The organism is Nocardia sp. A7 (assembly GCF_046549215.1).
In the GTDB taxonomy this organism is placed as follows: domain Bacteria; phylum Actinomycetota; class Actinomycetes; order Mycobacteriales; family Mycobacteriaceae; genus Nocardia.
In genome coordinates this window covers 1,340,351-1,355,764 of sequence record NZ_JAJPWE010000002.1, presented here as the reverse complement: position 1 = coordinate 1,355,764, position 15,414 = coordinate 1,340,351, and the positions used below count along the sequence as shown (strand labels likewise).

The 15,414-nt window shown below is 69.1% G+C and carries 5 protein-coding genes; all 5 read left to right on the top strand.

Translation table 11 applies throughout. The features are described 5' to 3' along the window. Positions 1 to 26: 26 nt before the first annotated feature. On the top strand, positions 27 to 11,180 hold the full coding sequence (locus ACLJPD_RS17620; protein WP_410873438.1) for an SDR family NAD(P)-dependent oxidoreductase: 11,154 nt from the start codon (positions 27 to 29) through the stop codon (positions 11,178 to 11,180). 43 nt (positions 11,181 to 11,223) lie between these two features. Beyond that, positions 11,224 to 12,129 carry an ABC transporter ATP-binding protein gene (locus tag ACLJPD_RS17615; RefSeq protein ID WP_410873277.1) on the top strand — a complete coding sequence of 302 codons (906 nt, stop codon included), beginning with the start codon at positions 11,224 to 11,226 and terminating at the stop codon, positions 12,127 to 12,129. A gap of 28 nt (positions 12,130 to 12,157) precedes the next feature. Next, positions 12,158 to 12,895 carry an ABC transporter permease gene (locus tag ACLJPD_RS17610; protein WP_410873276.1) on the top strand — a complete coding sequence of 246 codons (738 nt, stop codon included), beginning with the start codon at positions 12,158 to 12,160 and terminating at the stop codon, positions 12,893 to 12,895. A gap of 5 nt (positions 12,896 to 12,900) precedes the next feature. Beyond that, the gene (locus tag ACLJPD_RS17605) at positions 12,901 to 13,905 is read left to right on the top strand and encodes a Gfo/Idh/MocA family protein (protein WP_410873275.1); all 1,005 of its coding nucleotides are present in this window, start codon (positions 12,901 to 12,903) and stop codon (positions 13,903 to 13,905) included. A 154-nt stretch (positions 13,906 to 14,059) separates the two neighbouring features. Next, positions 14,060 to 15,403, top strand: coding sequence for a crotonyl-CoA carboxylase/reductase (ccrA, locus tag ACLJPD_RS17600; RefSeq protein WP_410873274.1), 1,344 nt, complete (start codon positions 14,060 to 14,062; stop codon positions 15,401 to 15,403). Positions 15,404 to 15,414 lie beyond the last annotated feature (11 nt).

Genomic DNA, 15,414 nt, shown 5'->3' with positions numbered 1-15,414 from the left:
GCGCCGTGGCGCAGTCCGACAGCACAGTGACCGAGACCAAACTCCGCGACTATCTGAAGCGGGTGACCGCGGATCTGCACCGCACCCGCCAGCGGTTGCAGGAGTCCGAGGCCAAGGCGCGCGAGCCCATCGCGATCACCGCCATGAGCTGCCGGTATCCGGGCGGTGTCGCATCACCGGAGCAGCTGTGGCAGCTCGTTGCCGACGGCGTGGACGGCATCTCGCCGTTTCCGCCCGATCGCGGGTGGGATCGCACCCGGTTGCGGGCGGGCGAGGGCGGATTCGTCAGCGACATCGCCGATTTCGACCCCGAGTTCTTCGGTATCTCGCCGCGCGAGGCACTCGCCATGGACCCGCAGCAGCGCTTGCTGCTCGAGGTGTGCTGGGAGGCGTTCGAACGTGCTGGGATCGATCCGATCTCTCTGCGCGGCAGCCGAACCGGCACGTTTCTGGGCATCATGTATCAGGACTACTCCGGCCGGGTGGCGCAGGTGCCCGAGGAACTCGCCGCCTATCTCGGCAACGGGAGCGCGGGCAGTATCGCCTCGGGTCGTATCGCCTACACCTTCGGCTTGGAGGGGCCCGCGGTCACCGTCGACACCGCGTGCTCGTCGTCCCTGGTCGCACTGCATCTGGCCTGCCAGTCGCTGCGCCAGGGGGAGAGTTCGTTCGCGCTGGCGGGCGGCGCGACGCTGATGACCTCCCCCGAGGCCTTCATCGAGCTGACCAGTCAGGGCGCACTCGCCGCGGACGGCAGATGCAAGGCCTTCTCGGCCGAGGCGGACGGCACCGGCTGGGGTGAGGGCGTGGCGGTGCTGCTGCTGGAGCGGCTCTCGGACGCGCAGCGACTCGGTCACCCCGTGCTCGCGGTCATCCGGGGTTCGGCCATCAACCAGGACGGCGCGAGCAGTGGTCTGACCGCGCCCAACGGGCCCGCGCAGCAGCGGGTGATCCGGCGGGCGCTCGACAGTGCCGGGCTGACGGCGGCCGATATCGACCTGGTCGAGGCGCACGGTACCGGAACCACGCTGGGTGATCCGATCGAGGCCGGGGCGCTGCTGGCCACCTATGGCCAGGGCAGGCCCGCCGATCGGCCGCTGTGGCTGGGGTCGCTGAAATCGAATATCGGGCACACCCAGGCCGCGGCAGGTGTCGGCGGCGTGCTGAAGATGGTCCAGGCGATCCGGCACGGACTCATGCCCAAGAGCCTGCACATCGACACACCGTCCACCCAGGTGGACTGGTCCTCGGGCGCGGTCGCGCCGCTGGTGCAGGCCCGCCCCTGGCCGCAGGAAGACCGCCCGCGTCGGGCGGCGGTGTCCTCGTTCGGCATCAGTGGTACGAACGCGCACGTGCTGCTCGAACAAGCACCGGCTCTGGAAACAGTGGCGCCGCAACCGGTTCCGGGGCCGCTGCCGTGGCTGCTCACCGGCCGCACCGAGGCCGATCTGCGAGCGGCGGCGCGCTCGCTGCTGGCCGCGGTCGATGACGAGACCGATCCGGCGAGCGTGGGATACGCGCTTGCCACGACCCGAGCCGCCTTCGCCCATCGCGCCGTCGTGGTCGGTGGGTCGCCCGCGGAATTCGCCGCCGAACTCGCCGCGGTCGCCGCCGACGAACCCACCGGCGCGGCGGCGCGAGCGCATGCCACCGGGACGGGCAAGGTCGTGTTCGTCTTTCCCGGTCAGGGCTCGCAGTGGATCGACATGGGCCGCGAATTGCTCACGGAAGCACCTGTTTTCGCCGACGAGGTCGCGGCTTGCGATGCGGCGCTGCGGCCGTTCACCACCTGGTCGGTGCTCGACGTTCTGCGCGGCACACCGGGTGCACCGGATCTGGCGCGCGTGGACGTGGTGCAGGCGACCCTGTTCACCGTGATGGTGTCGCTCGCCGCGTTGTGGCGCTCCTACGGCGTGACGCCCGCCGCGGTGATCGGTCACTCCCAGGGTGAGATCGCCGCCGCCTACGTGTGCGGCGCGCTGTCGCTCGAGGACGCGGCCAGGGTGGTCGCGCTGCGCAGTCAGGCGTGGTGGGAGCTGCGCGGCAAGGGCGGCATGCTCGCGGTGACCGCCGCGGCATCCGTGATCGCGCCCCGCCTGCCCGACACCCTGTCCGTCGCCGCGGTGAACTCGCCGGTGTCGGTCGTGGTCTCCGGCGACCCGGCGGCGCTGGACGCACTCGCCGCCGAGCTGATCGAGGAGGGAATCAAGGCCCGACGTATCCCCGGTGTCGACACCGCGGGGCACTCACCTCAGGTCGATGTGCTGCGCACTCGACTGCTCACCGATCTCGCACCGGTCACGCCGCGCGCCGCTCGAATTCCGCTGTACTCGACCGTCACCGGTGACCTGCTCGACACGACGACCATGGACACCGAGTACTGGTACCGCAATATGCGCGAACCCGTCGAGTTCGGCCATGCCACCCGCGCCCTGCTCGGCGCGGAGCACGACCTCTTCATCGAGGTGAACCCGCATCCGCTGCTCTCGACCGCGGTGCTGGAAACCGCTGAGGAGATGGGCCTTTCGGTGGGCACGGTCGGCACCCTGCGTCGCGAAGAGGGTGGCGTTCGCCGGATCATGCTCGCCCTGGCCGAGGCGGTGGCGCACGGCGCGACCCCGGACTGGGACGCGGTGTTTCCCGGTCGACACTCGGTCCATGTCGATCTGCCGACGTATCCGTTCCAGCGGCGCAGGTTCTGGCTCGAGGCGTCCACGGGGCCCGGTGACCTGACCGCGGCCGGTGTGCGCCCGGCGGACCATCCACTGCTGTCGGCCTGCGTCACGCTGGCGGACACCGAGGGATTGCTGTGCACCGCGAAGCTGTCCGTGCCGACCCAGCCGTGGCTGGCCGAGCACGCGGTGGCCGGGACGATCCTGTTCCCCGGCACCGGCTTCGTCGAACTCGCCACCTACGCGGGCGAGCAGGTCGGTTGCGCCGGACTGGTCGAGCTGACCCTGCACACGCCGCTGCGGCTGGCCGAGCACGGGGCCGTGTTGCTCCAGGTGGCGGTCGGTGCCGCCGACGAGACCGGCGCGCGCACGGTCGTCATCTCGTCGACGCCGGATACCGAAACCGCCTGGGACGAGCCGTGGACCACCCACGCCAAAGGCATCCTGGCCGAACCGCGACCGGCGGATTCGTTCGACTGGGCGACACAGTGGCCGCCCGCCGCCGCCGAACCGTACGAGGTGGGTGACCTCTACGACCGACTCGCCGACGCCGGCATCGACTACGGTCCGGTGTTCCAGGGGCTCGTGAGCGGCTGGCGCCGCGGCGCCGAGGTGTTCGCCGAGGTCCGACTTCCGGTCGAACCCGACCGCTTCGGCCTGCACCCCGCCCTGCTCGACGCCTGCCTGCACGCCACGGCTTTCGGTGAATTCCCCGGTGTCGCAGCGGGTTCGCTGCCGTTCTCGTGGACCGGCGTCACCGTGCACGCGACCGGGGCTCGCGCTGTCCGCGTCCGACTGCGCTCCACCGCGGACGAGACGTTGGCGCTCGACCTGGCCGACCCGGACGGTCGCCCGGTCGCCACCGTCGCGGCGCTGCGCGTGCGGCCGATGCGCTCGGCCGCACCGGAGCACCACAACTCGCTGTTCACCGTCGACTGGCAACCCCACGCGCTGCCGAGGGATGCGGCCCCGGCCTTCGCCGTGTACGCCGCGGCAGGCGGGACCGACCCGAGTGCGGTGCATGACGCCGTGGTCGACACACTTGCCGCGATCCAAACGCACCTCGCCACCGACGAAACCCCTCTCGTGATCACCACGTACGCGGCAATGGGCCCCGAAGCATCGAATTTCGCGGGTGCCGCGGTGTGGGGGCTGGTCCGGTCGGCCCGCGCCGAACACCCCGACCGTCTGATCCTGATCGACACCGACGATTGCGCCGAATCCACCGCCGCGCTGCCTCACGCCATCGCCACCGGCGAGCCCGAACTCCTGCTCCGCCGCGGAATGGCATCGACACCGCGCTTGGCCCGGCTCACCGCCGAACCTCCCGTCGACCGGGTCAGTCCGAATGAACTGCTTCAGCAACAGCGGGCCGCCCGTGGCGGCGCAGGTCTGTCCGGAGTGGGTCCGAACGATCGAGCGGAGTTGCTCGGTCCGACCGAGCGGGTCGGTCCGACCGAGCGGGGCGGCGGGAAAGGTGGGGTCGGCGTAACCGGCCGGATCGACCCCGACGGCACGGTGCTCATCACCGGCGGAACCGGGCGCCTCGGGGTGGTGCTCGCACGTTGGCTGGTGCGCAGGCACGGTGTTCGTCATCTGGTGCTCGCCGGTCGGCGTGGTCCGACCGCGGCGGGCGCGGTGGAATTGCGGGACGAGTTGAGTGCCCTCGGCGCCGAAGTATCCATCGCCGCATGCGATGTCGCTGATCGGGGCGCCGTGGCGGAGCTGCTCGGCGCCATCGCGGCCGAACGGCCACTGACCGCCGTCTTCCATACCGCGGGCGTCTTGGACGACGGCATGCTCGCCGCACTCACACCCGAGCGGATCGCGACGGTGCTACGGCCGAAGGTGGACGCCGCGTGGCATCTGCACGAGCTGACGGCGGAGCTGGATCTGGCGGCGTTCGTGCTGTACTCCTCGGGCGCGGGCACTTTCGGCAGCGCGGGACAGGCCAACTACGCCGCGGCCAACTCCGCGCTCGACGCGCTGGCCGGATACCGGCGAGCGCGGGGGCTGCCCGCCCAGTCGATCGCCTGGGGCCTGTGGGCCGAGCGCAGCGAGCTGACCGCGCGGATGAGCGACGCGGATCTGCGCCGGATGGCGCGCGGCGGTCTGGCCGAACTGGCCACCGAACACGGTCTCGCACTGCTCGATATCGCGCTCGACCTCGGCGATATCGACCTGGTCGCGACACCGATCGACATCACCGCATTGCGGAAACTGCCCGAGGTCGCGCCGCTGCTCCGCGCTCTCGTGCCCCCGACCACCCGCCGCACCACGCCACTCGGCGATAGCGTCCGGGACCGGCTGATCAGATCCCGCGGCGCCGAGCGCGTCACGGCGCTGCGTGACCTGGTCGCCGCGCATACCGCGACCGTGCTCGGCTTCACCGACGCGAGCGCGGTCGATCTCGACCGCCCGTTCCGTGAATTCGGTCTCGACTCGCTCACCGGAGTCGAACTGCGCAACCGGCTGTCCGCCGCTGTGGGCGCGCGCCTGCCGGTGAGCCTGGCCTTCGACTACCCGACACCCGCCGAAGCCGCCCGCCACCTGGGCACCTTGCTCGACGAGACCACCCCGGCCGCGACCGTGGCGGTGACGGCGGGGCCGGTCGACGAGCCCATCGCGATCGTCGCGCTCGCCTGCCGGTACCCCGGCGGGGTGCGCACGCCGGAGCAGCTGTGGACCTTGATCGTCGCGGGCGAGGACGCGGTCGCCGACTTCCCGGACGATCGCGGCTGGGATCTGGACGAGGCGACGACTTATGCCCGTTGCGGCGGTTTCCTGACCGGGGCCGCCGACTTCGATCCGGGCTTCTTCCGGATCTCGCCGCGCGAGGCGCTGGCGATGGATCCGCAGCAGCGGCTGTGGCTGGAGATCGCCTGGGAGGCAGTTGAGCGCGCCGGGATAGATCCGCTCTCGCTCAAGGGATCCCGAACCGGTGTCTTCGCCGGTGTGATGGCACAGGACTACGCCGCGCGGATTACGGAACCGCCTGCCGACATCGAAGCCCACCTCGGTACCGGCAACTCCGCGAGCGTGCTCTCGGGACGGCTCGCCTACACCCTCGGGCTGGAAGGTCCCGCCCTGACAGTGGACACAGCGTGCTCCTCGTCGTTGGTCGCGGTTCACTTGGCGGCGCAGGCGCTGCGCAGCGGTGAATGCACGCTCGCCTTGGCGGGCGGCGTCACGGTGATGGCGACGCCTGGTCTGTTCACCGAATTCGCCAGGCAGGGCGGCCTCGCGGCCGACGGCCGGTGCAAGGCGTTCAGCGACGCCGCCGACGGCACCGGGTTCGGTGAGGGCGCGGGCATCGTCGTGCTCGAGCGGTTGTCCGACGCACGACGCAATGGTCATGAGGTGCTCGCGGTGCTCGCGGGTTCGGCGGTGAATCAGGACGGCGCGTCCAACGGTCTGACCGCGCCGAACGGTCCGTCGCAGCAGCGGGTGATCCGACAGGCGCTGGCCGCGGCCGGGCTCGCGACGACCGCGGTGGACCTGGTCGAAGCGCACGGCACCGGAACAACACTGGGTGACCCGATCGAGGCGCAGGCGATCCTGGCGACCTATGGTCAGGACCGCCCGGCGGATCGTCCGGTGCGGTTGGGCACGGTGAAGTCGAACATCGGTCATACCCAGGCGGCTGCGGGCATTGCCGGTCTGATCAAGATGGTCATGGCGTTGCGCAATCGAGTGCTGCCAAGGACGCTGCATTCGGAGATCTCCTCCACCAAGGTGGATTGGTCCACCGGCGCAGTCGAATTGCTCACCGACAACGCGGAATGGTCCACCGAAGGGGTTCGCCGCGGCGCGATCTCGGCCTTCGGGGTGAGCGGGACGAACGCGCATCTGATCGTGGTCGAAGCGGAACCGGGAGAAGCGCTCGAGCCGGTCGGTCCGGTCGACTCGGCGGCGGTGGCGTGGGTGTTGTCCGCGCGCACTCCGGCGGCGCTGCGCGGCCAAGCCACCCGGTTGCTGTCGTTCGTGGAGAAGCGCGAGAGCGTAGACAGTGCCGATATCGGATTAGCTCTGGCCACAACACGTTCCGCGTTCGAACATCGCGCCGCGGTGCTCGGTGGCACAAGAACCGGTCTGCTCGCCGGCCTGCGGGCACTGAGCGACGACGAGGAAGCCGTCGGCGTATTCAGGGGAGTAGCACGGTCCGGTGGCAAGACTGCGATCCTGTTCCCAGGGCAGGGTGCGCAGCGGTTGGGGATGGGGCGGGAGCTGTACCCGCAGTTCCCCGTGTTCGCGGCCGCTTTCGATGCGGTACTGGCGCAGGCGGATATGCCTTTGCGTGAGGTGCTGTGGGGTGACGACGAATCTGTCCTGGGGCGAACGGAATTCGCGCAGGTGGGTTTGTTCGCGATCGAGGTGGCTCTGTTCAGACTGCTCGAGTCATGGGGTGTGCGAGCCGACTATCTGATCGGACATTCGGTGGGGGAGTTGGCTGCGGCGCATGTGGCGGGGGTGTGGTCACTGGCCGATGCGGTGCGGGTCGTTACCGCGCGTGGTCGGTTGATGCAGGGTCTCGCCGGTGGCGGGGCGATGGTGGCGGTCGAGGCGTCTGAGGCTGAGGTGGCGGCTTCATCGGTCGTTGGTGTGGAGATCGCGGCGGTGAACGGTCCGCGGTCGGTGGTGGTGTCCGGTGATGAGGTGGCGGTGCTTGCGTTCGCCGCGCGGATGGCTGAATCCGGTTCTCGGGTCAAGCGTCTGGCGGTTTCGCACGCGTTTCATTCGGTGCGGATGGAGCCGATGCTGGCTGAATTCGAGCAGGTGCTCGCCGGTGTCTCCTATTCCGATCCGACGATGCCGGTTGTGTCGAACCTGACGGGTTCGGTCGATGCGGATCTGACGTCGCCGAAGTATTGGGTGCGTCAGGTTCGCGAACCGGTGCGTTTCGGTGCGGGTTTGACTTTCCTTGTGGAGCAGGGTGTTTCCCGGTTCGTAGAAGCTGGTCCAGGTCCAGTGTTGTCCGGTCTGGTGACAAACGGCACCGCGATCCCCATGCTGCGCCGAGGACGCCCGGAGCCTGAGTCGGTCACCGCGGCCGTGGCCCAGCTCCACGTCGATGGCGTCCGAATCGACTGGGCAGCAGTGTTTTCTGGCGCCCGCCGAACCGAATTGCCCACGTACGCCTTCCAATACGAACGCTACTGGCTCGACACGCCACCGCGCCGTGATCTCGCCGCCGCGGGGCTGGAATCCGCGGACCACCCGTTGCTCGCCGCGGCGGTGACCCTGCCCGACTCCGACGGGCTGGTCCTCAGCGGCCGGATATCACTCGCCACCGCACCATGGCTGGCCGATCACGCTGTGCGCGGCGTGGTGCTGTTCCCCGGCGCCGCCTTCCTCGAACTGGCGCTGTACGCGGCGGAGCAGGTCGGCTGCGCGGGCGCCGACGAACTCACCCTGGAAGCGCCACTGATCCTGCCCGAGCGCGGCACGGTGGCGCTGCGGGTGGTGGTCGGAGCACCCGACGACGACGGCGGGCACCCCGTCACCGTGCACTCACGACTCGACGATCAGCCGTGGACCAGGCATGCGAGCGGTCGGCTGCATCCGGAACCGGACGACGTCGATTTCGCGCCCCCGGCCTGGCCACCGGCCGGAGCGCACGAACTGGAAACCGAAGGGCTGTCCGAGCGCCTCGCCGAGGGCGGCTTCGCCTACGGTCCGGCCTTCCAGGGGCTGATGCGTGCGTGGCGCCTCGGTGACGACGTCTACGCGGAGGTAAGCCTGCCGCGCGCCCAGCACGCGGATGCCCGCCGCTTCGTGTTGCACCCGGCCCTGCTCGACGCGTCGCTGCATATTCTCGCGCTGACCGAGTTCCCGGGGATGGCGGCGGGAATGCTGCCCTTCTCCTGGACCGGCGTCACCGTACATGCCAGGCACGCGACGGCGCTGCGGGTGCGGATGTCCTCGGGCGCCGATGGTGTCACCGTCGCGCTCGGCGACGCGGCGGGGCAGCCGGTCGCCACGATCGGATCGCTGGTGTTGCGCCCGATCGGTGACGCGACGCAACGACCGACGCTCGTGCCGGATCTCTACCGGGTCGAGTGGAAGTCCTTGCCGCTACCGGACGCCGCCGTCGCCCGGCTCGCCGTGCTCGACGACGACGCGACCGGCTTCCCGGACGACATCGAGTCCTATGTCGATCTCGCCGCGCTCGCCGCGATGATCGACTCCGGCTCGCCCGCGCCGGATGTCCTCGCGGTCGCCTGCACTGGTCCCGACCTGGTCCCACGCGTGCTCGCTCTCATGCAGGAATGGCTGGCGACCGACCGATTCGGCACGGCCAGAATGGCTTTCGTGACGCGCGGCGCGGTCGTTGCCGGCCCCGGCGACGTCATCGACGATCTCGAAGGCGCCGCGGTCTGGGGCTTGGTGCGCGCCGCACAGGCCGAGCACCCGGGCCGATTCCTGCTGGTGGACCGCGACGCCGACGCACCCACCGAACTCGCACGGGCGTTCGCCGTCGAAGCCGCACAGCTCGCCGTACGTGGCGCGGCGGCGTACACACCCGGGCTCGCGACCGTGACCACGCCGCCCCGAACACCGAGCGAATGGGGTCATGGCCCCGTGCTGATCACCGGCGGCACCGGCCTGCTCGGCAAGCTCGTCGCCAAGCACCTCGTCGTCGCGCACGGGGTGCGCGACCTGGTCCTGATCAGTCGCCGGGGCGCCGATGAAGTGCTGCAGCAAGAACTTTCGCAGCTCGGGGCGCGCCCGGTCTTGCTGGCCTGCGATGCGGCCGACCGCGCCCAGCTCGCCACGGTCCTGGCCGAACATCCGGTCACAGCGGTGATCCACTGCGCGGGCGTGATCGACGACGGCATGCTGGCGGACCTGACGCCGGAGCGGTTCGCCCCGGTGCTGCGCGCCAAAGTGGACGCGGCCCGCAATCTCTATGAGCTGACCCGGGATACACCGCTCACCACGTTCGTCCTGTTCTCCTCCGGTGCGGCGACCCTCGGCGCGGCCGGGCAGGCGAGCTACGCGACCGCCAACGCGTTCCTGGACGGCTTCGCGCACTGGCTGCGCGCTCGCGATGTCAGGGCGACCGCCCTGGCCTGGGGTCCGTGGGCCGAGCGCGGTGAGATGACCAGCCATCTCGACGACGCCGACACGGCACGAATGCGCCGTGCGGGCGTCACCTCGCTGACCGTCGAGCACGGACTCGCCCTGTTCGACACCGCGCTCACTCTCGACGAGCCGGTCCTGTTGCCGATCAAACTGGATCTGACGGGCAAGGACCCGAGCGGACTGCCCCCGATGCTCACCGGGCTATTACGCCCGGTCCGGCGAATCACGCGCGGCGACAACGCGACAGCGGCACCGTCGTTCCGGCAGCGCGTGCTGGCGCTCACCGAGTCCGAGCAGCAGCCACTGCTGGTGGATCTGGTGCGCACGCACGTCGCGGTGGTCCTCGGACACGCGGGCCCGGACGAGGTGGGACCCGACGACGAGTTCGTCGACGCCGGATTCGATTCGCTGACCGCGGTCGAACTGCGCAACCGGCTCGGATCGGCGACCGGATTGCGGCTGCCCGCCACCTTGGTGTTCGACCACGCGACGCCCGCGGCGGTCGCCAAACACCTGCGCGGTGAGTTGCAGCGCGCCGCCGACGGTCCCGCGGAGCCGACGGCGGCGGCGCAGACCACAGGGGAGACGTTGGGCTCACTGTTCGTCACCGCGTTCCAGACCGGCAAATGGCAAGCCGGACTCGAACTGCTCTCCAGCGCCGCCCGATTGCGGCACACCTTCGACGACCCCGCCACCGCGCTCGGTGCGCCGAAGCTGGTGCGGCTGGCGCGCGGCCCGGCGGGCAAGGCGCACCTGGTGTGCATCGCGTCCTGCGTCGCCATCTCGGGCATCCATCAGTACGCCCGCTTCGCGACGGTATTCCGCGGTGTGCGCACGGTTTCCGGGCTACCACTCGCCGGATTCACCGATGGACAGAGCCTGCCCGAGACGGTTACCGCCGCGGTGGCGTTGCAGGCAGACACCGTGCTCGCGCAGACCGGCGACGATCCGGTCGTGCTGCTCGGCTCCTCGGCCGGTGGGTGGTTCGCCAACGCGGTGGCCCAGGAACTGGAGCGGCGAGGCGCCGGTCCGGCCGCGGTGGTCCTGGTGGACACCTACCTGCCCGGCGGCGATTTCGTGAGTCGGTTCGGTCTCGCCCTGATGGACGGAATGGTCGATCGCGGTGGGCAATTCGAGGCGGGCGACACCGAGCGGATGTCGGCGATGGGCTGGTATTTCCGCCTGTTCGGCGACTGGACGCCGGGCCGCACCGAGGCACCGACGCTGCTGGTGCGGGCAACCGAGCCGCTGTCGGGCGCACCGTCCGGCGCCACCGCGGATACGGATGCTCCGGATTGGCGGTCGTCGTGGCCGTTCCCGCACGACACCGTCGACATCACCGGAAACCACTTCTCGATCATGGAGGAGCACTGCGGGCCGACCGGCGCCGTGATCGAACAGTGGCTCTCCGACCATGTCTGACCAGCGACCGGAAACACTCGACAGCCGAAGGAGGCAACGGGCCATGCCCATCATCGAAGTAAGCGACCTGCGCAAGAGGTACGGGGAGAAACAGGCCGTCGACGGCGTTTCGTTGAGCGTGGAACGCGGCGAGATCTTCGGCATCCTCGGCCCGAACGGCGCGGGCAAGACCACCACCGTCGAGTGCATCGAGGGACTGCGCCGGGCCGACAGCGGCCGGATCAGCGTGCTCGGGCTCGATCCGCTCCGGGACAAGGACGCCCTGCGGCAGAAGATCGGCGTCCAGTTGCAGGCCAGCGAGCTGCCGGACCGGATCAAGGTGTGGGAAGCCCTTGACATGTATGCCTCGTTCTACGACCAGCCCGCTGATTGGCGCCAGTTGATCGAGGACTGGGGTCTGGCCGACAAACGCGACGCCTACTTCGGCAAGCTGTCCGGCGGACAGAAGCAGCGGGTCTCCATCGTGCTCGCGCTGGTCGGCCGGCCGGAGATCGTCATCTTCGACGAACTGACCGCCGCACTCGACCCGCAGGCACGCCGCGACACCTGGGAACTGGTCGAGCAGATCAGGGACCGGGACGTGACGGTGCTGCTCGTCACGCACTTCATGGACGAGGCCGAGCGCCTGTGCGACCGGCTCGCGGTGATCGACGCGGGCAAAGTGGTCGCGATCGACAGCCCCGCCGGGCTGATCCAGGCGGTGTCGGTGGGCCACCGACTGCGCTTCCGCTCGACAACGCCGTGGAGCGAAGAGCTGCTCACCGCGCTACCCGAGGTGAAGTCGATCTCCCGGCACAGCGCGCAGGTGGAGGTGATCGGCGCCGGGAACTTCGTCTACTCGGTGATCGCCACGCTCGCCGCGAACGAGATCGTCGTGACCGATGTCCAACTGGAACAGCCGAGCCTGGACGACGCGTTTGTCGCCCTGACCGGTCGCAAGATCATCTGACCCCTAGTCCGAGAGCGCAGGAACCCTCATGCCAGGACGTTCGAAACTGGTTGTCGTCGAGTCGAAGCTGATGCTGCGCGACCCGACCGCCCTGTTTTTCATCATCGCGCTTCCCGTTGTCCTGCTGGTGATCTTCAATTTCATCACCACCAAGCAGGCAGTCGATCAGGCCGACCGGGACTCGTTGAAGATCTACGTACCGGCCATCGCCATGTCGATGGCGCTGGTCATGATCGCACTGAACTTGTTACCGACCAACCTGGCCACCTACCGGGAAAAGGGCATCCTGCGTCGGCTCTCGGCCAGCCCGGCGCATCCGTCCCGGGTGCTGGTCGCGCAGTTGGTGGTCAACTTCGTCACCTCGGTGGTCGCCACCGTCGTGGTGATCGCCGTCGCTCGGTTCGCCTACCAGATGGATCCGCCCGCGCAGGTCGCCGCGTTCACGCTCACCTTCGTGCTCAGCGCCTGGGCGCTGTTCTCGATCGGCCTGCTGGTCGCGGCGCTCGCGCCGAACGCCAGGACGGCAACGGCCGCGGGCCTCTCGCTGCTGTTCCCCAGCCTGTTCTTCGGCGGCGGTTTCGTACCGCTCGAGGACATGCCAGAGGCGATCCGGCGGATCGGGGAGTTCACCCCGCTCGGCGCGGCGATGTCGGGCTTTCGCGAGTCCTGGGCGGGTGACTGGCCGGAACCGAGGTTTCTGATCGTGCTCGCCGTCATCGGGTTGGTCGGCACGCTGGTCTCGGTGCGAGTGTTCCGTTGGGAGTGAGCGATATGCCGGTGCGATTCGGAGTGCTCGGCTGCGCGGAGATCGCCCAGCGTCGTACGATTCCCGGTTTGCTCGCCCACCCCGACATCGAACTCGTCGCCGTTGCCAGCCGGGACGCGAACAAGGCCGCGCGGTTCGCGGCGGAATTCGGCTGTGCCGCGATGACCGGTTATCAGCGACTACTCGACGACGACGACATCTCGGCGATCTACCTCCCGCTGCCCGCCATGCTGCACGCGGATTGGGTGGAGCGCGCGCTGCTCGCCGGAAAACACGTGCTGGTCGAGAAACCATTGGGCAGCAGCCATTTCCAGGCGGTGGAGCTGACCGAACTGGCCAGGGAAAAACGGCTCGTGCTGCTCGAGAACATGATGTTCCTACAGCATTCTCAGCACCGTCGGGCCGCCGAACTCCTCGCTGACGGGGCGATCGGCGAATTACGCAGCTTTTCCAGCACGTTCACCATTCCACCGAAACCGCCCGACGACATCCGATATCAGGCGGCCGGTGGTGGAGCGCTGCTCGATATCGGTTGCTACCCGGTACGGACGGCAATGTATTTTCTCGGCGACGACCTCACCGTGGACGGTGCGGTATTGCGGCACGACCGCGCCCGTGGGGTCGTGCTCTCCGGTGCCGCGCTGCTCACCAACGCGGCCGGCGTGATCGCACATCTGAATTTCGGCCTGGAGCATTCCTACCGTTCCGACTACGAGTTCGCAGGCAGCACCGGCAGATTGGTCGTCGACCGGGCATTCACTCCCCCGCCCTCGTACGCGCCGGTCCTGCGGCTGCACCGGCAATCGGGCACCGACGAGATAGCGCTGCCGCCGGAGGACCAATTCCAGGCCATGCTGAATTTCTTCGTCGCCGCGGTACGTGGCGACGAAGAAACCTCGACCAGCGTGGCCGAGACTGTCCGGTTGGCCCGGATGCTCGACACCATCGCTATTCGCGCGCACACCGTGTACACCCGGCCCGGCCCCTATTGCGAACCCGGCTTCAACTAGGGGCCGGGCCGGGATTGTCAGGGGTACTGAGTTTTTCGGCCGCTGGATAGAATTCGAGTAGTAATTCGGGAACGCTCATCCCGGTGGTTGTCCACCGGGACCGGTGTTCACCCGGGTTGTCGAATTTCCGGCGTCGCATGACCGAGGACCCGATATGGAACAAATTCTGGACGCGATCCTTTCCGGATCCGCCACCCGTGCCGATTATTCCGCTATTTCAGTGCCGGAGGCCTATACCGGCGTGGTCGTCCTCGCCGAGGAGGCGGAGATGTTCGCCGGAATGGCCACCGCGGACAAGAACCCGGCGAAGTCACTGCATCTGCGCGACGTACCGACGCCGCAGGTCGGCCCGGGCGAGGCCCTGGTCGCGGTAATGGCGAGCAGCATCAACTACAACACGGTGTGGAGCGCGATCTTCGAGCCGCTGCCCACCTTCGGCTTCCTGGCCCGCTACGCCAGAGCGGTGCCCGCGGCCGCGCAGCACGACAAGCCGTTCCACGTGCTCGGCTCGGACCTGGCCGGTGTCGTACTGCGCACGGGCGAAGGGGTGCACCGGTTCCAGCCCGGCGATCAGGTCGTCGCGCACTGTCTGTCCGTCGAGCTGGAGGCCCCGGAGGGTCACGACGACACGATGCTCGATCCCGGCCAGCGGATCTGGGGCTACGAGACCAACTACGGCGGCCTCGCCCAGTTGGCGCTGGTGAAGGCCAACCAGCTGATGCCCAAACCGGCCCATCTCAACTGGGAGGAGTCGGCGGCCTCCGGGCTGGTGAACTCCACGGTGTATCGCCAGCTCGTCTCCGGCAACGGCGCCACCATGAAGCAGGGCGACGTGGTGCTGGTCTGGGGCGCCGCGGGCGGGCTCGGTTCCTACGCCACCCAGTCTGTGCTCAACGGCGGTGCGATCCCGGTCTGCGTGGTCTCCAGTGCGGAAAAGGCTGAGCTGGTGCGCTCGATGGGCGCCGAGCTGGTGATCGACCGGCAGGAGCACGGCTATAAATTCTTCAGCGAGGACGGCGCGCTCGATCGCCGGGAAATGCGCCGGTTCGGTGCGCACATCCGGGACCTCACCGGCGGTGACGACCCGGACATCGTGCTAGAGCATCCCGGCCGGGAGACCTTCGGCGCGAGCGTCTACGTGGCCAAGCGCGGCGGCACGGTAGTGACCTGCGCGTCCACCTCGGGCTATGACCACCACTACGACAACCGCGACCTGTGGATGTCGGTGAAGCGGATCGTGGGCACCCACTTCGCGAACTACCGCGAGGCATGGCTGGCGAATCGGTTGGTGGAGAAGGGCATGATCCACCCGACGCTGTCCGCGGTGTATCCGCTGTCCGGCGCGGGCCGGGCGGCGGCCGAGGTGCACGGCAATCACCACAGCGGAAAGGTCGGCGTGCTCGCGCTGGCGCCGCAGGCCGGACTCGGCGTCACCGATCCGGAGATGCGCGCACGCCTGCTACCCGAAATCAATCGCTTCAACGCCGGCGGGGTCTGAGCGCCCTGCCG

Coding starts and splice junctions, on each gene's coding strand:
- ACLJPD_RS17615 (WP_410873277.1), top strand. CDS start 11,224: ATGCCCATCATCGAAGTAAGCGACCTGCGCAAGAGGTACGGGGAGAAA.
- ACLJPD_RS17610 (WP_410873276.1), top strand. CDS start 12,158: ATGCCAGGACGTTCGAAACTGGTTGTCGTCGAGTCGAAGCTGATGCTG.
- ACLJPD_RS17605 (WP_410873275.1), top strand. CDS start 12,901: ATGCCGGTGCGATTCGGAGTGCTCGGCTGCGCGGAGATCGCCCAGCGT.
- ccrA (WP_410873274.1), top strand. CDS start 14,060: ATGGAACAAATTCTGGACGCGATCCTTTCCGGATCCGCCACCCGTGCC.